Below are 24,386 nucleotides of genomic sequence, written 5' to 3' on the forward strand. Positions count from 1 at the left end.
ACGATTCTGATTTTAGAAAATGTTGATAAAGCCTTTAAAAATAAAGATTTTTTATACAGAATAAAAAACGATTGATATTAACTAATATTAATAAAAACGGTTAATATGTCGGATTATTAAGTGAAAAATGACTATTAATAATTTTTCAGACAGTTGACCTCAGGTTTTGGAAGCTATATAATCAGCTCATAAACAAACGAATTACTGCTGGAAAAACAGTGAGTTGTATCAGTGGTAAGAGGAAGATTCATGTATAGGAGGACTTAAAAATGAAATTTTTTATCGACACGGCTAATGTAGAGGATATCAAGAAAGCAAATGACATGGGAGTGATCTGCGGAGTTACAACAAACCCGTCTCTGATTGCAAAAGAAGGACGTGTTTTTAAAGAAGTTATCGCTGAGATCGCATCTATCGTAGACGGACCAATCAGTGGAGAGGTTAAGGCTACAACAACAGATGCAGAAGGCATGATCGCAGAAGGACGTGAGATTGCAAAGATCCATCCGAACATGGTAGTTAAGATCCCTATGACAGTAGAAGGCCTGAAGGCTGTTAAAGTTCTTACAGCAGAGGGAATCAAGACAAATGTAACTCTGATCTTCACAGCAAACCAGGCACTTCTTGCAGCAAGAGCAGGAGCTACTTATGTTTCTCCGTTCCTTGGACGCCTGGATGACATTTCTACAAAGGGAGTTGACCTCATTGCAGAGATCGTAGAGATGTTCGAAGTAGCAGGAATTGAGACAGAGATTATCGCAGCAAGTGTACGTAATCCAATCCATGTAACAGAATGTGCACTGGCAGGAGCAGATATTGCAACAGTACCTTACAAGGTAATCGAACAGATGACACATCACCCACTGACAGATGCAGGTATCGAGAAGTTTAAAAAGGATTATATTGCTGTTTTTGGTGAGTAATCCGGGAAATAACGTTAAGACTGAAAATGGAATCAGAATGGAAATTAAAAAGGAGATATCATGAACAAGTTAGAGCTTATGAAAACTGCGAATGAGATCCGGAAAGGGATTGTAACAGCACTGCATAGCGCAAAGGCTGGACATCCAGGTGGATCTCTCTCAGCAACAGAGATTTTTACATACCTTTATTTTGAAGAGATGAACGTAGACCCGAAAGATCCAAAGAAAGCGGATCGCGATCGTTTCGTTCTTTCTAAAGGACACACAGCTCCGGGATTATATTCTACACTTGCGCAGAAAGGATTCTTCCCGAAGGAAGATCTCGTGACACTTCGTCATACAGGATCTTATCTGCAGGGACATCCGGACATGAAACACATTCCAGGTGTTGATATGTCTTCAGGATCTCTTGGACAGGGAATTTCAGCAGCTGTAGGTATGGCAATCGCAGGAAAGCTTGACAATGCAGACTACAGAGTATACACACTGCTCGGAGACGGTGAGATCCAGGAAGGTCAGGTATGGGAGGCTTCTATGCTGGCAGCACACAGAAAACTGGATAATCTTGTTGTTATCGTTGATAATAACAATCTTCAGATTGACGGAGAAATTACAGAAGTTAACTCTCCATACCCAATCGATAAGAAGTTTGAGGCATTTAATTTCCATGTAATCAATATTGATGGAAATGACTTTGATCAGATCGATGCTGCATTCAAAGAAGCAAAGACAGTCAAAGGACAGCCGACAGCTATTATTGCTAAGACAGTAAAAGGAAAAGGTGTATCCTTCATGGAGAACCAGGTAGGATGGCACGGGAAAGCTCCGAACGATGAAGAGTACAAGATTGCAATGGAAGAATTAGAGAAAGCAGGTGAAGCATTATGTCAGAAGTAAAGAAGATCGCAACAAGAGACAGCTACGGTAATGCTTTGGCTGAACTCGGAACAGAACATGATAACGTTGTAGTACTTGATGCCGATCTGGCAGCAGCTACAAAGACAGGTGTATTCAAGAAAGCACATCCGGATCGTTTTATCGATTGTGGTATTGCTGAGTCTAATATGATCGGTGTTGCAGCAGGTCTTGCAACAACAGGAAAAGTTCCATTTGCAAGTTCTTTCGCAATGTTTGCAGCAGGACGTGCATTTGAGCAGGTAAGAAACTCTGTTGGATATCCACATCTGAATGTAAAGATTGGTGCAACACATGCCGGAATCTCTGTAGGAGAAGATGGAGCAACACATCAGTGTAATGAGGATATCGCTTTGATGCGTACAATTCCGGGAATGGTTGTAATTAACCCAGCTGATGATGTAGAGGCAAGAGCAGCTGTACGTGCTGCTTACGAGCATCAGGGACCGGTATATCTGAGATTTGGACGTCTTGCAGTGCCGGTGATTAATGACAGACCGGACTACAAGTTTGAGCTTGGAAAAGGTGTTGTGTTAAGAGAAGGAAAAGACCTGACGATCATCGCAACAGGACTTCCTGTAAGTAACTGTCTGGAAGCAGCTGAGAAGCTTGCAGCAGATGGAATTGATGCGAAAGTGATCAACATTCATACGATCAAACCTCTCGATGAGGAACTTGTTGTAGCAGCTGCAAAAGAGACAGGAAAAGTTGTTACAGTTGAAGAGCATTCCGTTATCGGCGGACTTGGAAGTGCTGTATGTGATGTACTTTCAGAGAAAGCTCCGACACAGGTTATGAAGATCGGTGTGAATGATACATTCGGTGAGTCTGGTCCGGCACTTGAGCTTCTGAAGAAGTATGGTCTTGATACAGACAGCATCTACGAGAAGATCAAAGCATTTGCAAAATAACCAGTTACATAATTAACAAAAAGAACGCTTCGCGCTTTCTGTTTACAGAATATCTGCAATCAGAGAGTACCGGAGCGTTTTTTTATGTTTGGAGATATTAAGAAAATGTTGTGCACGAAAAGTAATATTTGTCGAACTTACCTGACACTAATTGATAAAATCTCCCGATTTCCTTGTGCTATGTTAAGGGCAATCCCCGGGAAATTAAATAAAAGTGATAGAAAGGTGAGTATAAAATGGAGAGACAGATTCCAAAAAATGTGCGTCAGATAGGAAATGTGAGTGATAGTCCAAAAATCTATGTGGAAGATTATGTAGATACTTTTTTTCTTCAGTTAAGTGAAAAAAGCGAGAAAGAAAAACAACCAGAAGGAGCCTTTCTGATTGGTGAAATGCAGAAGCAGGACAATGAAGAATATATTTATATTTATGGTGCGATAAAAATAAAAGAGTTAAAAAAGGAGGGCGGTGAATACCTGATCGATGACAAGATATGGAAATGTGGTTGCGAAGAATGCAGCCAGTATTTTGAAGAAGGAGAAATCATAGGCTGGTTTGTGACAGAGCATGATTTACAGCTGGCTCCGAGTTCTATCAACGTAAAGCTGCATAAAAAATTATTTCCAAAGAAAAATACCGTCCTTGTTATGAAAGATTCGGCAAACCAGGAAGATGTATTTTTTGTACATAAGCTGGGGGATCTGATGGAAATTGGAGGACATTATACTTATTACGAGAAGAATCCGTGCATGCAGAATTATATGATTGCAAGTCGAAAAAAAAATGGGGCAGTTCAGACAGAATCTGTGGAAGATACGGCTGCACAAAGCTTTCGTTCTCTGGTACGTGAACGAGGCGGTCAGAAAAGAGAAAGAAGGACAGGCAGTCTGATGTATGGGATCAGTACATGTCTTGTACTGGTTCTGATCGTGATGGGCGTTTCTATGATGAATAATTTCAGTAAAATGAAATCCCTACAGAATAAGATAAATGTGGTTGCCGAGGGGGAAAAGCAAACATCCTCACCTGATGTGAAAGAGACGAGTGGAGCAGCAACTACTATGGATAAAAATCAGGAAGCAGCAGATACAGAAAAGGAATCCAAAGAGATAACGGAAGAAAATGAAGGGGAAGAACAGACGGAAGATAAGAATACAGAAAGTGTTCCGGTTTCCGGGACTGCCGTTGCAGCAGATGAAAATGATGATATTTATGTGGTGGAAAAAGGAGATACCCTTGCAATTATCAGTAAAAAAATGTATGGAGATGTTAGTCATGTAGATGCGATCAGCCGGATGAATGGATTGCAGAATGGGAACCTGATCTATATTGGACAAAAATTGATATTGCCATAAATCCGTGTTATACTGTGAAAGACAAGTGAAAGCTAAAAGTGTATCAACAGAAAAAGGTGCACTGGACAAACGATAAGGGGAGCAATATGGCGCGAAAGAAAATGTCGAATTTACAGGTGGTAAAAACGCAGGATGATAGAAAAGCGCTGAGACAAAGGGAAAGAAGGATCAAACGCCGGAGAAGAAAAGAACTTCTTACCTATATCATCCTGATTGCGATGGCAATCTGCGGAACATACCTCCTTTTAGATAGTAAGACTTATGGCACAGTCCGCAAGGCAGACAGTTACGCGAAAGACCTTTCGGACAGGAATAATTACGTTCAGTTTGCAGATGGAATTGTGCGTTATAATCATGACGGTGTGGTATTTCTAAACAAGAAGAATGAGGAAAAGTGGATTCAGCCAACACAGCTTCAGACACCGGTGATTGTTGTGAAAGACGATGTGTTTGCGGTTGCTGACAGCGGAGGCAACAGTATTCTCGTATTTACAAAAAATGGGTTGAAAGGTGAGATTCAGACGACATTACCGATTGAGAGAATCGCAGTATCGAATCAGGGAATTGTCAGTGCAATTTTGAAAGATGAGACTTCACCGAAGATCATATCCTATGATGCGGCAGGAAATATTCTGGTAGAGCAGCAGATTACGATTGGAAATACAGGATATCCGATCGCATTGGATTTGTCTGATGATGGAAAGGTTCTGGCAGTTTCTTATCTTTATACCAAAGGAACACAGGTGCAGAGCAGGATCGGATATTATAATTTTGATGCTGCCGGCAAAGAGAAGGCAGATAACAAAGTGACGGCAGATACTTATGAAGATATGCTGATCGGCGAGATTTTCTTTATGGGAAATGACAGATCTGTTGCAGTTGGAGATAATGGATTTGAGATTTATACAGGAAAAGATACTCCAAAGCAGATAAAAGAAGTGAAAGTGAATCAAGAGATAAAAAGTGTTTTCCATTCGGATTCTTATTTTGGATTTGTCCTGCTTAATCAGGAGAAGTCAGGGTATGAGTTGAGAATGTATAATCAATCAGGAGATACTGTGTTCAGTAGAGAAATACAGGGAGATTATAGTCATGTAAAGATGGATGGAGACAATATCATTCTGTATGATGGAAGTAAGTGCTGTATTTATACAACGACAGGAATCCTGAAGTTTAAGGGAGACCTGGGAGCAGATGCGCAGGAAATCTTTGATGCATTTGGTCTGAACAGATACTATGTGATGAGTGATAATGAACTGCGAATTGTTTATTTGACAAAATAGGAGAGATATATGGAGAATTGGTTGTTACTTGCAGTCGGGATTGTGTTTTTAGTCTGCATGATTGCCGGCTTTGTGAAGGGATTTCTCAGAATTGGTTTATCCCTTCTGTCAACAATATTGACACTGGTACTGGTGTCATTCCTTTCCCCATACGTGTCGGATGCGCTGATGAAGCATACACCGGCGCAGGACGTACTGGAGAAGAAGATAGTGGAAGCATTTATGCCAGAGCTTTCAGCAGATGATCTGTTGAAAGCGAATCTCAGTGGAACACCTCTGGAGAATTTAACGGTAGACCAGATTAAATCATTAAGCGAATCTGGATGGGACAAACTGGGGATAACTGCACAGGATATCCTGAAAGTGGTCGGAGATCTTCCAAAGGATACACAGATCCGTGAGATTGAGAATTCAATGCTGCCACAGTTTTTGAAAGATGCATTGCTGGAAAATAATAATACTGCGATTTATGAAGAACTGGATGTTACAACTTTCCCAGAATATGTTGCGGCCTATATTTCACGAATGATCCTCAATGTTGTGTCATTTCTTGTGACATTTTTGATTGCGATCATTCTTGTAAGCGCATTGATGTATGCGGTGAATATTATTGGTGAACTTCCGTTACTTGGTGCGATCAATCATCTGGCGGGAGGAGTGCTTGGAATTGGTCTGGGATGTATTATCGTATGGATCGCATTCCTTGTGCTGACTCTGATTTATACGACAGAGATTGGAACAACGTGTTATGCGATGGTTGAGCAGAGCGCGATCTTGACGTTTTTGTACAACCATAATCCGCTGTTGATCTGGTTACTTGGATTCCGGTAGGAAAAATAAAAGAAAAATATTAAAAATAGGGTTGACACTCTCAATAAGCTATGATATCATATAGAAGTTCTGTTGAGGACATACATATGGGGGATTAGCTCAGTTGGGAGAGCGCCTGCCTTGCAAGCAGGAGGTCACGAGTTCGACTCTCGTATTCTCCACTAGGATTACGGATTGTGCATTGCACAGTCCGTTTTTTGTTACATATACAGAGCCAGGCAATTAAAGACAGACTGTGCTACCTCGTGCTTGCACGAAAGTACTACAGTCTGTCTTTAATTATGTGGCGGATACGCCACAGCGATGAAATGCGTAGCATTTTAGAGCTACTGGATAAGGAAAAATCTGACAAGCTGTGTCAGATTTACGCAACAAAAAAACATCCCACAGCGCGAAATCTGTGAGATGTTCTTCATAACTCCCCCTGTTGGACTTGAACCAACGACACTTCGGTTAACAGCCGAATGCTCTACCGACTGAGCTAAGGAGGAATATTTCCTTGTCTTATCGACGAAGAATATATTATCATATTTAGATGCTCTTTGCAAGAGAAAAATAAAAAAATGTAAAAAATCTTAAAGAAATCTAATTTTATCTCTTTCAAGTCATAATCAGAAATTCAGCGTCATACATATATTAGACAGGAGGGCAGATATAAAATATATCGACAGTACTTCCTGAAAGGTAACAATTCAATTTAAGACAGGAGAGGGCAAAATGCGAAGAAAGCTGAGAAGACATTTTGCATTTCTGATGGCGGTATTGATGATGCTGTCGTTGATGGGGGTTCAGGTACTGGCAGAAGGTGTACAAGTTGAGGCTGTACAAACCACAGAGGGAACAGATTGTACCGTGCTCCCGGAAGAAACAGATGCGGAAGAGACTTCCCGATCAGAAATGCAGAAACTAGACGCAAAAGAATCTCCCCCTGAGTCTGGAGCAGTAACAGAGGAAGGGAAAAGTACCGATTCAGAGAAAATTTCAGTTGCTCTTAAAGATGAGATTCTTACAAAGGGTTCTCTGACAGCAGATGTTAGTGGAACAACAGAATCAGATCAGATTGCTTATCAGTGGCAGGTAAGTGAAAACGGTCAATGGAAAGACATTGAGGATACAGCGACTGTGGATAGTAGAAAGCAATCCTATGAAGTTGCAAGAGATGGTGCACAGAAGACATTTCGTGTGAAAGTGACAGTAAATGAGGCGGTGACAGTTTATTCTTCCGAATACAAGGTGAATTATTATGACAAGCTTCAGAATGGAAGTTTTGAGACGCCAAAAGTATCTGATGCAGGAACACTGACTTATAAGAATGCACATTTTATTCAGGTAGCAAATGGAATGAATAATTTGTACTGGAAGACAACAGCGAAAGGTGCATATTTTGGTGCTGGAAATCAGAAAGATTATTATATCGAGATTGCAGACGGAAGCAGAAGTTATTATGGAAATACGGTTAATGATCCAAAGCCGGTTTATAACATCAGCAGTGCGGCACAGGAAAATCAGTTCGCAGAATTAAATTGTGAGGAACCAGGAGCACTTTATCAGGATGTTTTGACAGAACCGGGGACAGTCCTTCACTGGGGATTGGAACATGCCGGACGTTGGGGAACAGACACGATGGCGGTTATCATCAGCGATACGAAATCAATGAGTTCTGATTGGAATCCGGCAGGATCGGGATTTGATCAGAGTAATCCAGATGTACAGGCTGTATTGTCAGATGAAGCCGGCAAATGGACTTATCACTATGGAGATTATACGGTTCCGGCAGGGCAATATGTTACTCGATTTTATTTTGTGGCAGTAGCGGCAGCAAATGGAAATCTGTCAAATGGAAACCTGCTCGATAACATTTCTTTTGGAAAGGATCTCCCAACCCCACCGGCAAAAACAGGTAATCTGATGATTACAAAACAGGTGGAGGGAATTGCAGCGAGTCAGGTTCCGGACGAGTCATTTACATTTCAAGTAAAACGGGGAGAAGAAGTGATCGAAGAAGTGAAGCTTCCGCAAAATGGTCAGTGGAGTGCATCTCTTCAGGCGATTGAACCTGGGGAATATACAGTGACGGAGATTGCTCAGGAACAGAATAACTATAGGCTGGGGCATACCTTTTATCTCGTGGGACAGGAAAGTCAGACAGAGGGGATGACAGCACAAATTGATGTAGCGAAGGAGCAGACTGTAACAGTAACATATACGAATCAGTATCAACCTCTTATGGTTGTTCCGACAGGAGTAGAGAACAGGATGTTTCCTACAATCCTGATAGAAACAGCAGGCGTAACAGGAGGCGCGTTTTTTCTGTTTCTTCGAAGAAAGAGGAAAGAAAAAGATTCATGAAATTAAAAGGAGAGATTCATCTTTTTCTGATTCGTCTTGCATTTCTTCTGGTGTTTCTGTGGGTTTTGTTCGGGCTGTTGTTTGGCATTACAACCATGAAAAACAATGACATGTCGCCACGCATCAGTGCGGGAGATCTGCTCTTTTATTATCGACTGGAAAAACCAAAAAGCGGGGATGTGGTGGTTCTTCAGAAAGCAGGAGAGAAATATGTGGGCAGAGTGATCGCAGTCGGCGGCGATACAGTAGAGATTACAGAGGACGAAAAGGTAAAGATCAATGGAAGTAAGATTGTGGAAAATGATATTTTCTATGATACACCGCAATACGAAAGTGACACGGTCTATCCACTGACGCTGAATAGCGGAGAATATTTTATTCTGGGAGATCAACGGGAAAATGCAAAAGACAGCCGGTATTTTGGAGCTGTGAAGGACAAGGAGATAAAAGGCAGAGTAATTACGGTGCTCCGCCGGTCAGATATCTGAAACCCGGAAATCAGAGTAAAAAGTGAGGTAGAGATTATGAATAAGAAAACAGCAGGACGTATTTCAGCAATGGCAATGGCGAGCATGATGATGATGTCAGTTTGTGTGGTAAATGCGGCGGCCGAGGAAAATGAACCGATCACACAGTTGAATCTGAAGAAAACAGTGACAACGGATGGAAATACATACCAGCCAAACACTTCATTTTCGTTTCATGTGGAGAATGGTGAAGCAGCAGAAAATTGGAGAGATAATGTAGTATATGCCGGTGTGACAGGTGGAATCAAGGCCACCCAGACAATCGGATTCCAGCCATCAGGAGAAGATACACTGGCAGCAGTTTACAGCAAGAATGCAACATTGGAAATCAATGCAGAGGTATTTGAACATGCCGGTGTTTATCATTATGTTGTGACTGAAGATGCAGGTTCTTATGAAGGAATCGATTATGATACAGCAGGCAGAGATGTTTATCTTTTTGTATATAACGGAGCAGATGGAGCACTTTATGTTGGAAATGTAATTACAGAAAATAACGGTGAAAAAGGTGATCTTGAATTTATCAATGATTATGGTGCAGAAAATGATACAACACATGATGTGACAATCAAAAAAACGATCACAGGTAATCAGGGCGTTAAAAATAAATCCTTTGAATTTAAGGTTGCGGTGAATGGTGGACAGGGAGAACTCTACAAAGTTGTAGTGAAGAAAAATGCAAATGCACAGGCACTTACAGAATACATCACAAGCAATGAAGCAGAAACTTCTTATCAGATTTCTGATACAGGTTCGATTACAATTTATGGATTGACAGAATCTGATAAATACACTGTAACAGAGACCGATGCGAATAAAGATGGATATACCACTACGATTGACGGAGAAACAACTGCGACCGGAACAAAGACAGGAACTACAAAAGAAGATGGTACAGTAGTTCAGTATGTGAATGAGAAAGATGCGGCTGTAGTAACAGGCGTCGCAAAGAAATACACACCATACGTACTACTTGTGGGTGCGGCAGGCGCACTTGGATCAGTTTTCTTTCGTAGAAAAAGAGCATGATAAACGAAACGACAGAAGGTCAGGAGGCAGGGGAGCAGAGGGAAGAGCTGTTTTTTAAAGTTATAAAAGCGGGAAATAAGATATTGGAAATTCTGGCAGCGCTCTTTATTATTCTTATGCTTCTTTATGGTGCATATTCATTATGGGATACCTGCCAGATCAACCGACGTGCGTTTATCAGCGGAGAATTAATGAAATATAAACCTGCAGGGAAAATGGATGAAAGTCCGTCCCTGCAGGAACTTCAGAAAATCAATCCGGATGTGTGTGCCTGGCTGACGGTAGACGGAACAAAGATTGATTATCCGGTTGTGCAGGGAGAAACAAATCTGGAATATATCAACCAGGATATTTATGGAGAATTTGCTCTTTCAGGAAGTATTTTTCTGGATAGCAGAAATGACAGAAAATTTATTGACAGTTACAGTTTGTTATATGGTCACCATATGGATAATGGCGCAATGTTTGGGGATGTGATGAATTATAAAGAAAAGGAATATTTTGAATCACACAAAACAGGTACGCTATATTTGAATGAACAGTTAGAAAAAATCCAGTGGTTCGCCTGTGTGGAGACGGATGCGTATGATGAAGTTATTTATAATCCACAAGATTATAAGAAAGAGAATCTGGAAGAATTGATGGAATATATAAAGGCACATGCGGTGCAGTATCGTCTTCCTGAGAAAAAAGGAAAGGAGGGGCGGGACAGGATCATTGGCTTATCTACTTGTTCCAACGATCAGACGAATGGAAGAGTAATACTTTATGGATTTCTATATGATGTGGACAGATAGATCAAGAATGATGTAGCGCAACGCCGTTGCATATTTGTCTGTTGAATGTTAAAATGTGAATGTCATTCAGATTCAGGTCAAAGTTAGAAAAAGAGCGGAAATGGATCTGGATAATTTCGAAAATCAGGGAAATAAAGGCAGGCAGTATACAATGACGATAAAAGAGATTGCACAGATGGCCGGGGTGTCCAGCGCAGCAGTATCAAGATATTTGAATGGCGGATATGTGAGTGAACAGAAAAAGGAACAGATCCGTAAAGTGATTGAGAAGACGGGATATCAGCCGTCTACTCAGGCAAGAATCCTAAGAACCGGACGTGCACATCTGGTCGGTGTGGTGGCTCCGAAGATCAATTCAGAATCAATCAGCCGGATTACAGCGGGAATTGAACAGGTTCTTTCGGCAAGAGGGTATCAGATGCTTCTTGCAAGTACGGATAATCAGCCAAAGAATGAGCTGATTTATTTGAGAATCTTTGAAAGTTATCCGGTAGATGGAATTGTACTGATCGGTACAGTGCTTACAGACGAGCATCGGAGATTTTTAAAAGAATCAAAGGTTCCGGTTGTGGTTGTGGGACAGGAGACGGAAATGGCAAGCTGTATCTATCATGATGATTTTGGTGCGGGAAGAGCAATGGGACAAGAAGTTGCGTTGAAAGCACTGAAGCGGAATGGTGGAAGACCTGAAGATTGCAAGATTGCATATATTGGTGTTACTCGTGAAGATAAGGCGGCAGGTGCTGCCAGAGAAGACGGGTTCCGCAAGGGACTTCAGGAAGCCGGGATTACTTTCGATGACCATCGGTACAGACGCGAATCAGAATTTACAATGAGCGGCGGATATGAAGCAGTAGTGGATTTGTTGAGTGAAGAAAATGGAATCGATATCATATCATGCGCAACAGATACGATTGCAGCGGGAGCAATCGAGGCATTGATCGCACAGAGTAAAAAGGAGGTTCCGGAGTCGGTTCAGAATTCTGGTGCAAGGATGCTACACATTTTGGAACAGTCTGGTATCTGTGTCACAGGATTTGGTGATAATCAGATGTTAAGGGCTGTGACAGGCGGTATTCCAACGGTTCATTTTGGGTATAAAACGAGTGGAATCAAGGGGGCAGAGCTCTTACTTGAACAGATTGAAGAGAAAAATCCGGTGCCGGTGCATATGAAGCTGGGATTCCAGATCGTGAATAGATTTGAATGAATGTAACTAAGAGCATAATGCAAGTTAAACAAAACAGAAGAATCAGAATTAGTAAAAATGCCATCTTTACAAATGGCATTTTTTTATTTAATATAAAATCATAAAATGTGAAAACGATTACACATAAAATAGAGAAGGAAGGGAGCGTAATCATGGATTACAGGAAAACAGCCCAGGAGATTCTGGGATATGTAGGTGGAAGTAAGAATATTGTATCCGCAGCGCACTGCGCAACGCGTCTTCGTCTTGTTATCGCAGATAATAGTAAGGCTGATAAAGAGGCAATAGAGAATGTGGACGGAGTAAAGGGAGTATTTGAGGCATCTGGACAGCTTCAGATTATTCTTGGAACAGGAACAGTGAATAAAGTGTTTGATGAATTTATCGCGATCGCAGGTATTACAGCAAGCACAAAAGCTGAGGCAAAGGAAGCAGCGGCAGAGAAGCAGAATTGGTTTATGAAGGCCATCAAGCTGTTAGGTGATATTTTCGTACCTATCATTCCGGCCATCGTAGCAAGTGGTTTCCTGATGGGAATCATGAATGCACTGGATTTTATGAATGCAAATGGATTTTTAACAATCAATACAAATAGTTCTATTTATGTATTTGCGAATCTGTTCAGTAATATCGCTTATACATTCCTGCAGATCCTGATTGCATTTTCAGCTGCGAAAGCATTTGGTGCAAACCAGTATCTTGGAGCTGTTATCGGTATGATCATGATTCATCCGTCATTACAGAACGCTTATACGGTTGCAACGGAAGGAGTACAGCAGACACAGAGCGTATTCTTCGGACTGTATCACATCGACATGGTTGGATACCAGGGACATGTAATCCCGGTTATTATTGCAGTATGGATCCTTTCTGTATTAGAAAAGAAGCTGCACAAGGTAGTTCCGGCAGCACTTGACCTGTTTGTAACACCACTTGTCAGCGTATTTGTGACAGGATATCTTACACTCTCCATCGTAGGACCGATCTTTGTATGGGGTGAGAATGCGATCCTTGGAGCAATCCAGTGGATGCTGACACTTCCGCTCGGACTTGGAAGTCTGATCATGGGAGGCTTGTATGCACCGACAGTAGTAACAGGTATTCATCAGATGTACACAGCAATTGACATCGGTCAGCTGGCAAAATACGGAGTAACTTATTGGCTTCCACTTGCAAGTGCAGCAAATGTAGCACAGGGTGCGGCAGCATTAGCAGTTGGAATTAAATCAAAAGATCAGAAAGTTAAATCCCTTGCACTCCCGTCATCACTTAGTGCATTTATGGGAATCACAGAGCCGGCAATCTTTGGTGTAAACTTAAGATTCTTCAAACCATTTATCGCAGGATGTATTGGTGGAGGATGTGGAGCTCTGTATGCATCACTTGTACATCTTGGAGCAAAGGGAACAGGAGTAACAGGTATCTTCGGTATTCTGCTTTGCCTGAATCAGCCGCTTCAGTACATTATCGAGATGGCAATTTCAGTAGGAGTAGCATTTGTGATCTCCTTCATGATTTACAAAGATAAAGAGCCTGCAACTCAGGCAGCCAGGACAGAGGCAGCGGTTGAGAATAAAGAAGCAGAAGCAAATGCGGAAGAGACAGAGAACTCTGCTGAAAAAACTGTTTCTGTAGAAGAAATCACAAGTCCGGTAAATGGAACTGTTGTTCCGACAGCAGAAGTAGCAGATGAGACATTTGCATCAGAGATGCTTGGAACAACTGTTGCAGTTGAGCCAACAGATGGAAAGATTGTAGCACCATGTGACGGTGAAGTAATGAATATCTTCGATACAGGGCATGCAGTATGCATCGCAACGGAAGCAGGAGCAGAGCTTCTGATCCACATTGGAATTGATACAGTTTCCATGGATGGAAAAGGATTTGTAAAGAAAGTAGCAGACGGAGCAAAAGTTCGTAAGGGCGATGTGCTGATCGAAGCAGATCTGGATGCTATCAAAGCAGCAGGACATCCGGCAACTACGATGATGATACTGACGAATGCAGATGACTTCAGCAAAGTAGAGAAGACAGCAGCGGGAACAGTTACAACAGCTGATCTCGTAATGAAGATTGAGAAATAAATTGAACAGTGATTAAAAAGATACAGCCGTTTTATTCAAAGAAGAATTCTTGCAGAATAGAACGGCTGTAAATGGAAAAAGGGAGACAAGAGCATGAATGCATTAACAAGGGATCTGATCAAACTGGTAGATATGACGGAAGAGATGATGAAAGAAAAAGAGCAGAAAGAAGGAGCGGATTATCGTGAGAAGCTGCATCTGATGCCTCCTGTTGGCTGGCTCAATGATCCGAACGGATTGTGCCAGTTGAATGGGATCTATCATGCATTTTTTCAGTATTCTCCATTTAATGCCGAAGGCGGCGTGAAGATGTGGGGGCACTATACAAGCAAAGATATGATCGACTGGGAATACCAGGGAGTAAAGTTATATCCGGATCAGCCATTTGACTGTCATGGTGTATACTCCGGATCAGCATTTATCGAAGATGACAAAATGTATGTTTACTATACAGGCAATGTAAAGCTGGAAGACGGAGATTTTGACTATATCAACACAGGACGCGAGTCAAATACGGTTCTTGTTGTCAGTGAGGATGGAAAGACATTCGGTCCGAAGAAAGAACTAATGAGAAATGTTGATTATCCGTCAGATCTGACCTGCCATGTGCGTGACCCGAGGTATGGAAAGAAGGAGATACTTACTACATGATTCAGGGTGCGCGTACAAAAGAAGATGTCGGACAGGCATTGATCTTTGAGTCAAAAGATAAAATCAACTGGAATTTCAGAAGCCGCGTGGAATCAGAAGAACCATTCGGATACATGTGGGAATGTCCGGATTATTTTGAGGTAGACGGAACAAAAATTCTCTCGGCGTCTGTGCAGGGACTTGAGGGTGGTATCTGGGACGACAGAAATGTTTATCAGTCCGGATACTTCCTAGTAGATGGGGATATTCTGGAAGACTATAAACTCTCCGAGTATCAGCTTTGGGACTATGGATTTGATTACTATGCCCCACAAAGCTTTGAGACAGAAGATGGCAGAAGAATCCATATCAGTTGGATGGGAATGCCGGATTGTGAAGAATATACCAATCCGACGATCGCAGAAGGGTGGCAGCACTGCTTCACTTTTCCGAGAGAAGTATTTGTAGAAGACGGTAAAGTTCGTCAGAGACCTGTCAGAGAATTGCAAAAGAGGAAAACTCTTGTGGATAAGTCAGCCGGAATGTTGAAAAAAGATGAATATAAAGTCTATGATGTGAATATCTCGGGCATTCAGAATAATGAATTCAGGACAGTGATTGATGAAGAATTGATTCTTGAGTACAAAAATGGAAGATTCGAGATGCATTTCACAAGTCAGGATAAAAATTCTGTATCTGCAGGAAGAGGAATACGTTATGTTGATGTAGATAAAATTTCAAGTGTTGAAATTCTTGTGGATAAGTCTTCAGTGGAAGTGTTTGTGAATCATGGCGAGTATGTGTTCACCACACGGTTCTATCCACAGAAAGACAGCCTTGTAGTAGAAGCTGCGGGAGCAGAGATTGTGATGGAAGAGATTGGATAAAGAAAAGAGCCTCCGGACTATTGAAAAAAACTTTTAGTAGAATTATAATAACAATAGTCACAGATTCCCACAGATGAAAGGTCTGTGGGGATTTTTGCGTTATGAATTCAAACAACCGGAGGATTTCCTTTATGATAAATTTTAAGAAATACGGAAAGCGCTGTCTGTCTCTTTTCCTGGCGGCATCTATGATATTGATGCCGTCAGTACAGACATTTGCTGAGGAAGAAACGGCGGCAGCCACAACAGATTCAACTCAGACAGAGGAAGAAGACAGGGAGACACAGCGTCAGAACTGTTATGCGATCGCACCAGATTCAAACAGTGTGGAGAACTGGCCACAGGGACCGGCAACTTATGCGGATTCCGCAATCGTTATGGATATGAATAGTGGGGCGGTTTTATATAGCAAGCAGATTGAAAAGAAGCATTATCCGGCGAGTATTACGAAACTTTTGACAACATTGGTTGCGTTGGACAATGCAGAGCTTACAGATACGGTAGAATTTTCCCAGGACAGCATCTCCTTTCTGGAATATGGCGATGCCCATATCGGCATGACGCCGGGGGAGCAGATCAGTATGGAAGATGCGCTCTATGCCGTTCTGCTGGCATCGGCAAATGAGGTCTCTTATGCAGTAGCTGAGAGTGTTGGCAAGAAGATGGGCGGAGGTTATGACACATTTATTCAGGCGATGAATGATGAGTCAGAAAAACTTGGATGTACAGGTTCACACTGGACGAATGCGAACGGACTTCATGATGAACAACATTATACAACGGCGCATGATATGGCAAGAATTGGTGCAGCAGTTTATCAGAAGGAAGCGTTCCGGACAATTTCCCAATCGTTAAGCCATACGATTCCGGTAACGAATCTGGTGAATGAAGAACGTACTTTTCAGCAGAAGCACAAGATGCTCTGGCCACAGAATGATAATTATTATGAATACTGCAAGGGCGGTAAGACCGGCTACACAGATCAGGCAAGAACAACGCTTGTGACAATGGCAGATAACGGAGATATGCAGCTTGTTGCGGTTGTACTTTATGATTTTGGAAATGATGCTTATATAGATACTCGTGCGATGTTTGATTATGCTTACAGTAATTTTTCGAAAATATCTTTGAAGGATCAGAAGCTTCCGGAAGGTGTGAAGTCTTATGAAGATGAAGATGCTTATATCGTACTTCCGAAGAGTGCACAATTTTCTGATGTGAAAGCAGAAGTGAAGGAAGACAGCAACAAGGATGGATCCGGAACAGTAACATTTACTTATAAAGGGCAGGAAGTAGGCAGTGTGAAAGCTGCGATAGAAAAAACAGAGGAAAGCAGTGCAGCTGTTTTGGGAAAAAAGAAAGATAAGACAACTTCAACTGTCGTAACCGGGATTTCAAAGTTTATGAAAATTGTGATCGGAGTTGTAATTGCAGTTGTGATTTTATTGATCATCATTGTTGTACTTGCGAATTACCGGAAGCAGATAAGACGTCGCAGAAGAAAAAAAGGAAAAAGAAGAAATGCAAAGAGTGGTAATGTGAAAAGAAAGAAGAAACGCCGCAGATAAGAAAACAGAAATTTGCGAAAGAACGCTGAAAACAACGTTTTTTCGCACTTTTTTTATCATAATAAACCTTGACTAGAGGCAAGAATCTCTTTATAATAAGCCGTGTGTAGAAGTTCACAGATAAAGCGATGACGGAGACAGTAGGATTTATCCGAACGTTACAGCGAGCCGGAGATGGTGGGAGTTCGGTGCAAGTAAGAGATTTTTGAAGATCACTCCAGAGCAGCAGTTCCTGAAACAGATGCAGAAAAGAGGTTTCTGCAGAAAGAGAGAGTAAGGACTGACGCGTGTCCGGCGTTAAAGGATACCATATGCAGGTCAGAAATCAGACCTAAGTATGATGTAACAGGTGGTTTAACGAGAGAAGTTCAGGCTTTCGTCCTATTACAGGACGGAAGCCTTTCTTTTTTTAAGAATCATAAAATAAACTCAGGAAAGGATAAGAACATGTATAAGAAAGTTTCAACTGACATGAATTTTGTCAGCCGTGAAAAAGAAGTTGAAAAGTTCTGGGATGATAATGAAATCTTCCAGAAAAGTATGGATGAAAAAGAAGGGTGCCCGGATTATATTTTCTATGATGGACCTCCGACAGCAAATGGTAAACCGCATATCGGACACGTTTTAACTCGTGTTATCAAGGATATGATCCCAAGATACCGTACAATGAAAGGGTATATGGTTCCAAGAAAGGCCGGATGGGATACACATGGCCTTCCGGTAGAGCTTGAAGTTGAGAAGCTTCTTGGTCTTGATGGAAAAGATCAGATTGAGAAATATGGTCTTGAACCATTTATCAAGAAATGTAAAGAGAGTGTATGGAAATACAAAGGAATGTGGGAGAATTTCTCCGGTACAGTTGGATTCTGGGCTGATATGGAGCACCCATATGTAACTTATGATAACAACTTTATTGAGTCTGAATGGTGGGCTCTGAAGCAGATCTGGGATAAGGGACTCCTTTACAAAGGATTTAAGATCGTTCCTTACTGCCCGCGTTGTGGAACACCGCTTTCCGCACAGGAAGTTGCACAGGGATACAAGGATGTTAAGGAGCGTTCAGCAATCGTTCGTTTTAAAGTAAAAGATGAAGATGCATATATTCTTGCATGGACAACAACACCTTGGACACTTCCATCCAACCTTGCACTTTGTGTAAATCCGAAAGAAGATTACGCAAAGGTTAAGGCAGCAGACGGACATGTATATTATATGGCTTGCGCACTGCTTGACACAGTTCTTGGAAGACTTGCAGAAGAAGGCAAAGATGCTTATGAAATTCTTGAGACTTACAAGGGAACTGATCTGGAAGGAAAAGAGTATGAGCCGCTGTATCAGTGTGCAGCAGACGAGGCAGCAAAACAGCGCAAGAAAGCATTCTATGTTGTATGTGATGAGTACGTAACTCTGACAGATGGTACAGGAGTCGTTCATATCGCACCAGCATTTGGTGAAGATGATGCGAATGTAGGAAGAAAATATGATCTTCCATTCGTACAGCTTGTAGATGAGAAGGGTGATATGGCAGAATCTACACCGTTCGCCGGTCTGTTTGTGAAGAAGGCTGATCCGGAAGTATTAAAGGATCTGGATGCAAGAGGACTTCTTTATGATGCACCGAAGTTCGAGCATAGCTATCCTCACTGCTGGAGATGTGATACTCCACTGATCTACTATGCACGTGAGTCCTGGTTCATCAAGATGACAGCAGTTCGCGAAGACCTGATCAGAAATAATAACACAATCAACTGGATTCCGGAAAGTATCGGTAAAGGACGTTTCGGTGACTGGATCGAGAACGTTCAGGACTGGGGAATCAGCCGTAACCGTTACTGGGGAACACCACTGAATATCTGGCAGTGTGAGTGTGGACATATGCACTCTATCGGAAGCATTGAAGAACTGAAATCAATGTCTGATAACTGTCCGGATGATATCGAGCTTCACCGCCCATACATTGATGCTGTAACAATCAAGTGTCCGGAGTGTGGTAAAGAGATGCACAGAGTACCGGAAGTTATCGACTGCTGGTTCGACAGTGGATCAATGCCATTTGCACAGCATCATTATCCATTTGAAAATCAGGATCTGTTTGAAAGACAGTTCCCGGCAGACTTTATTTCCGAGGCTGTAGACCAGACAAGAGGATGGTTCTACTCTCTGCTTGCAATCTCAACACTGCTGTTCAACAAGGCTCCATATAAGAATGTTATCGTTCTTGGACATGTTCAGGATGAAAATGGACAGAAGATGAGTAAGTCTAAAGGAAATGCCGTTGATCCGTTTGATGCACTGGAGAAATACGGTGCAGATGCGATCCGCTGGTATTTCTACATCAACAGTGCTCCGTGGCTTCCGAATCGTTTCCACGGAAAAGCCGTTCAGGAAGGACAGCGTAAGTTCATGGGAACACTTTGGAATACTTATGCATTCTTCGTGCTTTATGCGAACATTGATAATTTTGATGCAACAAAATATACTCTGGAATATGATAAACTTCCGGTTATGGATAAGTGGATCCTCTCCAAGATGAACACAATGGTAAAAGATGTAGATTATAATCTTGGCAATTACAGAATCCCAGAGGCAGCACGTGTGCTTCAGGACTTCGTAGATGATCTGAGTAACTGGTATGTAAGAAGAAGCCGTGAGCGTTTCTGGGCAAAGGGAATGGAGCAGGATAAGATCAATGCTTACATGACTCTGTACACAGCTCTTGTTACAGTATCTAAGGCAGCAGCTCCGATGATCCCGTTCATGACAGAAGAGATTTATCAGAACCTGGTTCGTAGCATTGATAAGGATGCTCCGGAAAGTATTCACCTTTGTGACTTCCCGGAAGTTCATGAAGAACAGATTGATAAAGAACTTGAAAATAACATGGAACATGTTCTTGACCTTGTTGTTATGGGACGTGCATGCCGTAATGCATCCAACATCAAGAACCGTCAGCCAATCGGAAAGATGTTTGTGAAAGCAGATTTTGATCTTCCGGAATTCTATCAGGAGATCGTTGCAGACGAGCTGAATGTTAAAAATGTTAAATTCACAGATGATGTAAGAGACTTTACTTCTTATAGTTTTAAACCACAATTAAAGACAGTCGGACCGAAATATGGTAAGATGTTAGGTGGTATCAAAGCGGCGCTTAACGACATCGATGGAAATGCAGCAATGGATGAGCTCAACGCTACAGGTGCACTCAAACTGGATGTAAACGGACAGGAGATTGAACTCTTCAAGGAAGATCTTCTGATTGATACAGCACAGATTGAAGGATATGAATCTGTAAATGACAACGGAATCACAGTTGTTCTCGATACAAACCTGTCACCAGAGCTGCTGGAAGAGGGATTTGTACGTGAGATCATCAGCAAGATCCAGACAATGAGAAAAGAAGCTGATTTCGAAGTTATGGACAGAATCAAAGTTACATACGAGGGTAGTGAAAAGGCAGAAGCTGTCTTCGAAAAGAACAACACACTGATCGCAGGTGAGGTACTTGCTGATGAAGTTGTAAAAGCACAGCCGGATGGTTACGTGAAAGAATGGAAGATCAACGGCGAAGCAGTTACAATGGGTGTTGAGAAAAAAGGAGAGTAATAAACATGTTCAGTAAAAGATTCGAGAAAAAAGCGTTTAAAGCGGCAGTAAAGGATAACGTTAAGACACTTTACAGAAAGACAATCGATGAGGCTACGCCGCAGCAGTTATTCCAGGCAGTATCCTATGCAGTCAAAGATGTGATTATCGATGATTGGATTGAGACACAAAAAAGATATGATGAGACAGACGCTAAGACAGTACACTATATGTCAATGGAGTTCCTTATGGGACGTGCACTTGGCAACAACCTCATCAATATGACAGCATATAAAGAAGTAAAAGAAGCACTGGAAGAGATGAATATTGATCTGAACGTGATTGAAGACCAGGAGCCGGATGCGGCTCTTGGTAATGGAGGTCTTGGACGTCTTGCAGCATGTTTCCTTGATTCTCTCGCTACACTGAATTACCCGGCATATGGATGTGGAATCCGTTATCGTTACGGAATGTTCAAACAGAAAATCAAAGATGGATATCAGGTAGAGGTTCCGGACAACTGGCTGAAAGAAGGAAATCCGTTTGAGATTCGCCGTGAAGAGTACGCAAAAGAAGTACGTTTTGGCGGAAATATCCGTTTCGAGAAAGATCCTGTTACAGGAAAAGATAAATTTATCCAGGAAAACTATGAGTCTGTCATGGCAGTTCCGTATGATATGCCAATCGTTGGATATGGCAATCACGTAGTAAATACACTGCGTGTATGGGATGCAAAACCGATCACAGACTTTAAACTTGATGAATTTGACAGAGGAAATTATCACAAAGCAGTAGAGCAGGAAAACCTTGCAAAACTGATCGTTGATGTTCTCTATCCGAACGATAACCATTACTCAGGAAAAGAGCTTCGTCTGAAACAGCAGTATTTCTTTATTTCTGCAAGTCTTCAGGCTCTGATCGAGAAGTATAAGAAAAAACATGGTGATATCAGAAAACTGCATGAGAAGGTTGTTATCCAGATGAACGATACTCACCCGACAGTTGCAGTTCCAGAATTAATGCGTCTCCTCATCGACGTAGAAGGATTAAGCTGGGAGGATGCATGGGAAGTTACAAGTAAGACTTGTGCTTATACAAACCATACAATCATGGCAGAGGCACTTGAGAAATGGCCAATCGACCTGTTCTCTAAACTGCTTCCACGTATTTACCAGATTGTACAGGAGATCGATCGTCGTTTCCTGATTAAGGTTCGCGAAATGTATCCGGGAAATGAAGAGAAAGTCCGCAAAATGGCAATCCTTATGAACGGACAGGTTCGTATGGCTAACATGGCAATCGTTGCAGGATTCTCTGTAAATGGTGTTGCACAGCTTCATACAGAGATCCTTGAGAAACAGGAACTGAAAGATTTCTATCAGATGATGCCTGAGAAATTCAACAATAAGACAAATGGAATCACACAGAGACGTTTCCTCGCACATGGAAACCCACTTCTTGCGGATTGGATCACAGATAAGATCGGTGATGGATGGATCACAGATCTGTCTCAGATTGCAAAGCTGAAACCACTTGTTGAAGACGAAGACGCAAGACGTGAATTTATGGAAATTAAATACCAGAATAAAGTTCGCCTTGCGAAATATATCAAAGAGCATAACGGAATCGATGTAGATCCTCGCTCTATCTTTGACATTCAGGTAAAACGTCTGCATGAGTACAAACGTCAGCTGTTAAATATCCTGCATATCATGTATCTGTACAATCAGATCAAAGAGCATCCGGAGATGTCCTTCTACCCAAGAACATTTATCTTCGGAGCAAAGGCAGCAGCAGGATACCTTCGTGCGAAAGAGACAATCAAACTGATCAACTCCGTAGCAGATGTTGTAAATAACGACAGAAGCATCAACGGAAAGCTGAAAGTTGTATTTATCGAAGACTACAGAGTATCCAATGCAGAGATTCTTTTCGCAGCGGCAGATGTCAGCGAACAGATTTCAACAGCTTCCAAAGAGGCATCCGGTACAGGTAACATGAAGTTCATGTTGAACGGTGCACCGACACTCGGAACAATGGACGGAGCAAATGTAGAGATCGTTCATGAAGTCGGAGAAGAGAATGCATTTATCTTCGGTCTGAGTTCACAGGAAGTAATCAATTACGAGAACAATGGCGGTTACAACCCAACAGATGTTTACTTTAATGATTGGGAGATCAAACGTGTCGTAGATCAGCTGATGGATGGAACATATTCTAACGGCGATCACAACATGTATATCAATCTGTATAACTCACTGCTGAATACACAGTGTACAGACAAAGCAGATACTTACTTCATTCTGAAAGACTTCCGTTCTTATGCAGATGCACAGAAGAGAGTAGAAGAAGCTTATAGAGATCAGCAGAGATGGTCTAAGATGGCAATGATGAACACAGCATGCAGCGGTAAGTTCACATCTGACAGAACAATCGAAGAGTATGTTCGTGATATCTGGCATCTGGAGAAGGTTGAAGTTCCATCAGGACAGGACCTTTTCGAATAAGCAATTACACGGAGAATGAAACCAGATAAGTTCTAAAATAGGACAGCCTTCCATACAATAGAGTATGGAGGGCTGTTTTTATGCGTGATACAATTAGAAATAAAATAAAGTTATTTTTTGCATTTCTTATCATACTGTTTTTACTTCCTTACATCATTTCTGTTTTTATAAACGGAAAGAATGCGGTGCAGGGAGCTGACAGCGATAATGCATCTGTGTATCTCGCAGGAATACTCGCAGGAGAAACAGATGGAGGATATGAAATAGAAGCATTGAAGGCACAGGCGGTTGTTCTACGTACAGAGTTGTACAGAACAGAGAAAGAAAAGCAAACTATTTTGGATAAATGTCTGACGCAGACTCAGATGAAGAAAAAGTGGGGGCCAAAATACGAAGAGAATTTGAAAAAATGTCAACAGGCAGCACAGGAAACAAAAGGAATTGTATTGTGGTATCATGAGACCTTTGCATGGGCACCGTTTCATCAATCCAGTAATGGAAAGACCAGAGACGTGCAGGAGGTACTTGGGAATGCAGATTATCCGTACATCACAGCAAAAGAATGTCCGCTTGACAAGGCGGCAGAAGATGAAATTCAGGTACATTTGATAGAATATAAAGAGATACAAAAGAGATGTAGAGAATTCCTTGTGGCAGAGGAACAGAAAAAAGCGGAAAATGGTTATGGATATGAAGATTTTGAAATTCAGGAATGGGATTCTTCCGGTTATGTCCGAAAAATGAGGATTGGAGAGACGATATGTACAGGAGATCAGTTCCGTGATGCACTGAAACTTCCTTCGAGTTCATTTTCTTTTTATGAAAGTCCACACGGGTTGAAGATTGCAACGGTTGGAAAAGGGCACGGATTCGGAATGAGTCAGTGGACTGCACAGGAAATGGCAAAGGATGGGAAAAATTATGAAGAGATCCTGCAATATTTTTATGAAGGAACAGAACTACACCACATAGATGAATAAGATCGATCATTTCAGGCA

The 24,386-nt window shown here is 41.7% G+C and carries 17 protein-coding genes, 2 tRNA genes and 1 pseudogene; 19 read left to right on the plus strand and 1 reads right to left on the minus strand.

The annotated features are described in order from the left end of the window. The first annotated feature begins 269 nt into the window (after positions 1-269). From fsa to DXB52_RS09730, 7 genes are all read left to right on the plus strand, one after another. Positions 270-923 carry a fructose-6-phosphate aldolase gene (gene fsa, locus DXB52_RS09700; protein ID WP_054753666.1) on the plus strand — a complete coding sequence of 218 codons (654 nt, stop codon included), beginning with the start codon at positions 270-272 and terminating at the stop codon, positions 921-923. 60 nt (positions 924-983) lie between these two features. Further along, entirely contained in the window at positions 984-1,820 is an 837-nt protein-coding gene (locus DXB52_RS09705; protein ID WP_117541740.1) for a transketolase, read from the plus strand. Continuing rightward, positions 1,808-2,749, plus strand: coding sequence for a transketolase family protein (locus tag DXB52_RS09710; RefSeq protein ID WP_020436972.1), 942 nt, complete (start codon positions 1,808-1,810; stop codon positions 2,747-2,749). The genes DXB52_RS09705 and DXB52_RS09710 overlap by 13 nt, the downstream gene beginning before the upstream one ends. A gap of 236 nt (positions 2,750-2,985) precedes the next feature. Further along, positions 2,986-4,104, plus strand: coding sequence for a LysM peptidoglycan-binding domain-containing protein (locus DXB52_RS09715; RefSeq protein WP_117498455.1), 1,119 nt, complete (start codon positions 2,986-2,988; stop codon positions 4,102-4,104). Positions 4,105-4,190: 86 nt separating this feature from the next. Beyond that, positions 4,191-5,387, plus strand: coding sequence for a DUF5711 family protein (locus tag DXB52_RS09720; RefSeq protein WP_015527640.1), 1,197 nt, complete (start codon positions 4,191-4,193; stop codon positions 5,385-5,387). Positions 5,388-5,396: 9 nt separating this feature from the next. Beyond that, a complete protein-coding gene (locus DXB52_RS09725) occupies positions 5,397-6,218 on the plus strand; it encodes a CvpA family protein (protein ID WP_117579672.1) in 822 nt (273 codons plus the stop codon). A gap of 88 nt (positions 6,219-6,306) precedes the next feature. After that, positions 6,307-6,379: transfer RNA gene (locus tag DXB52_RS09730), tRNA-Ala, on the plus strand. A 257-nt stretch (positions 6,380-6,636) separates the two neighbouring features. On the opposite strand, the gene DXB52_RS09735 is transcribed toward DXB52_RS09730, so the two are convergent. Beyond that, positions 6,637-6,709, minus strand: a tRNA-Asn gene (locus DXB52_RS09735). A 226-nt stretch (positions 6,710-6,935) separates the two neighbouring features. Between DXB52_RS09735 and DXB52_RS09740 the strand changes: the two genes are divergently transcribed. From DXB52_RS09740 to DXB52_RS09790, 12 genes and pseudogenes are all read left to right on the plus strand, one after another. Then, a complete protein-coding gene (locus tag DXB52_RS09740; RefSeq protein WP_117960943.1) occupies positions 6,936-8,567 on the plus strand; it encodes a DUF5979 domain-containing protein in 1,632 nt (543 codons plus the stop codon). Next, positions 8,564-9,055, plus strand: coding sequence for a signal peptidase I (gene lepB / locus DXB52_RS09745; RefSeq protein WP_117960941.1), 492 nt, complete (start codon positions 8,564-8,566; stop codon positions 9,053-9,055). Before DXB52_RS09740 ends, lepB begins: the two co-directional genes overlap by 4 nt. Before the next feature lie 36 nt (positions 9,056-9,091). Then, a complete protein-coding gene (locus tag DXB52_RS09750; RefSeq protein ID WP_117498462.1) occupies positions 9,092-10,123 on the plus strand; it encodes a DUF7601 domain-containing protein in 1,032 nt (343 codons plus the stop codon). Then, entirely contained in the window at positions 10,120-10,920 is an 801-nt protein-coding gene (srtB, locus tag DXB52_RS09755) for a class B sortase (protein ID WP_015527611.1), read from the plus strand. Before DXB52_RS09750 ends, srtB begins: the two co-directional genes overlap by 4 nt. Positions 10,921-11,020: 100 nt before the next feature. Then, on the plus strand, positions 11,021-12,130 hold the full coding sequence (locus tag DXB52_RS09760) for a LacI family DNA-binding transcriptional regulator (protein WP_015527610.1): 1,110 nt from the start codon (positions 11,021-11,023) through the stop codon (positions 12,128-12,130). 152 nt (positions 12,131-12,282) lie between these two features. Continuing rightward, on the plus strand, positions 12,283-14,214 hold the full coding sequence (locus DXB52_RS09765) for a PTS sucrose transporter subunit IIABC (RefSeq protein ID WP_118107138.1): 1,932 nt from the start codon (positions 12,283-12,285) through the stop codon (positions 14,212-14,214). 201 nt (positions 14,215-14,415) lie between these two features. Next, positions 14,416-15,278, plus strand: a pseudogene (locus DXB52_RS17105) (glycoside hydrolase family 32 protein); the annotation flags it as partial. Between the two features lie 228 nt (positions 15,279-15,506). Next, positions 15,507-15,731 carry a GH32 C-terminal domain-containing protein gene (locus DXB52_RS17110; protein WP_472520079.1) on the plus strand — a complete coding sequence of 75 codons (225 nt, stop codon included), beginning with the start codon at positions 15,507-15,509 and terminating at the stop codon, positions 15,729-15,731. Between the two features lie 131 nt (positions 15,732-15,862). Further along, positions 15,863-17,299, plus strand: a complete 1,437-nt coding sequence (locus DXB52_RS09775) for a D-alanyl-D-alanine carboxypeptidase family protein (RefSeq protein WP_015527607.1) — start codon at positions 15,863-15,865, stop codon at positions 17,297-17,299. 447 nt (positions 17,300-17,746) lie between these two features. Continuing rightward, the gene (gene ileS / locus DXB52_RS09780) at positions 17,747-20,902 is read left to right on the plus strand and encodes an isoleucine--tRNA ligase (RefSeq protein ID WP_118107140.1); all 3,156 of its coding nucleotides are present in this window, start codon (positions 17,747-17,749) and stop codon (positions 20,900-20,902) included. Positions 20,903-20,907: 5 nt separating this feature from the next. Beyond that, positions 20,908-23,388, plus strand: a complete 2,481-nt coding sequence (locus DXB52_RS09785) for a glycogen/starch/alpha-glucan phosphorylase (protein ID WP_118107142.1) — start codon at positions 20,908-20,910, stop codon at positions 23,386-23,388. A gap of 80 nt (positions 23,389-23,468) precedes the next feature. Further along, positions 23,469-24,368, plus strand: coding sequence for a SpoIID/LytB domain-containing protein (locus DXB52_RS09790; protein ID WP_015527604.1), 900 nt, complete (start codon positions 23,469-23,471; stop codon positions 24,366-24,368). Positions 24,369-24,386: the final 18 nt, after the last annotated feature.

Origin of the sequence: Ruminococcus sp. OM04-4AA, assembly GCF_003462585.1 — a bacterium.
Classification (GTDB): Bacteria; Bacillota; Clostridia; order Lachnospirales; family Lachnospiraceae; genus Mediterraneibacter; species Mediterraneibacter faecis.

What these genes read in the sequence shown, in the direction of transcription:
- fsa (WP_054753666.1), top strand. Translation starts at nt 270, where the DNA reads ATGAAATTTTTTATCGACACGGCTAATGTAGAGGATATCAAGAAAGCA.
- DXB52_RS09765 (WP_118107138.1), top strand. Translation starts at nt 12,283, where the DNA reads ATGGATTACAGGAAAACAGCCCAGGAGATTCTGGGATATGTAGGTGGA.
- DXB52_RS09785 (WP_118107142.1), top strand. Translation starts at nt 20,908, where the DNA reads ATGTTCAGTAAAAGATTCGAGAAAAAAGCGTTTAAAGCGGCAGTAAAG.
- DXB52_RS09720 (WP_015527640.1), top strand. Translation starts at nt 4,191, where the DNA reads ATGGCGCGAAAGAAAATGTCGAATTTACAGGTGGTAAAAACGCAGGAT.
- DXB52_RS09715 (WP_117498455.1), top strand. Translation starts at nt 2,986, where the DNA reads ATGGAGAGACAGATTCCAAAAAATGTGCGTCAGATAGGAAATGTGAGT.
- ileS (WP_118107140.1), top strand. Translation starts at nt 17,747, where the DNA reads ATGTATAAGAAAGTTTCAACTGACATGAATTTTGTCAGCCGTGAAAAA.
- srtB (WP_015527611.1), top strand. Translation starts at nt 10,120, where the DNA reads ATGATAAACGAAACGACAGAAGGTCAGGAGGCAGGGGAGCAGAGGGAA.
- DXB52_RS17110 (WP_472520079.1), top strand. Translation starts at nt 15,507, where the DNA reads ATGCATTTCACAAGTCAGGATAAAAATTCTGTATCTGCAGGAAGAGGA.
- DXB52_RS09775 (WP_015527607.1), top strand. Translation starts at nt 15,863, where the DNA reads ATGATAAATTTTAAGAAATACGGAAAGCGCTGTCTGTCTCTTTTCCTG.
- DXB52_RS09705 (WP_117541740.1), top strand. Translation starts at nt 984, where the DNA reads ATGAACAAGTTAGAGCTTATGAAAACTGCGAATGAGATCCGGAAAGGG.
- DXB52_RS09725 (WP_117579672.1), top strand. Translation starts at nt 5,397, where the DNA reads ATGGAGAATTGGTTGTTACTTGCAGTCGGGATTGTGTTTTTAGTCTGC.
- lepB (WP_117960941.1), top strand. Translation starts at nt 8,564, where the DNA reads ATGAAATTAAAAGGAGAGATTCATCTTTTTCTGATTCGTCTTGCATTT.
- DXB52_RS09740 (WP_117960943.1), top strand. Translation starts at nt 6,936, where the DNA reads ATGCGAAGAAAGCTGAGAAGACATTTTGCATTTCTGATGGCGGTATTG.
- DXB52_RS09760 (WP_015527610.1), top strand. Translation starts at nt 11,021, where the DNA reads ATGGATCTGGATAATTTCGAAAATCAGGGAAATAAAGGCAGGCAGTAT.
- DXB52_RS09790 (WP_015527604.1), top strand. Translation starts at nt 23,469, where the DNA reads ATGCGTGATACAATTAGAAATAAAATAAAGTTATTTTTTGCATTTCTT.
- DXB52_RS09710 (WP_020436972.1), top strand. Translation starts at nt 1,808, where the DNA reads ATGTCAGAAGTAAAGAAGATCGCAACAAGAGACAGCTACGGTAATGCT.
- DXB52_RS09750 (WP_117498462.1), top strand. Translation starts at nt 9,092, where the DNA reads ATGAATAAGAAAACAGCAGGACGTATTTCAGCAATGGCAATGGCGAGC.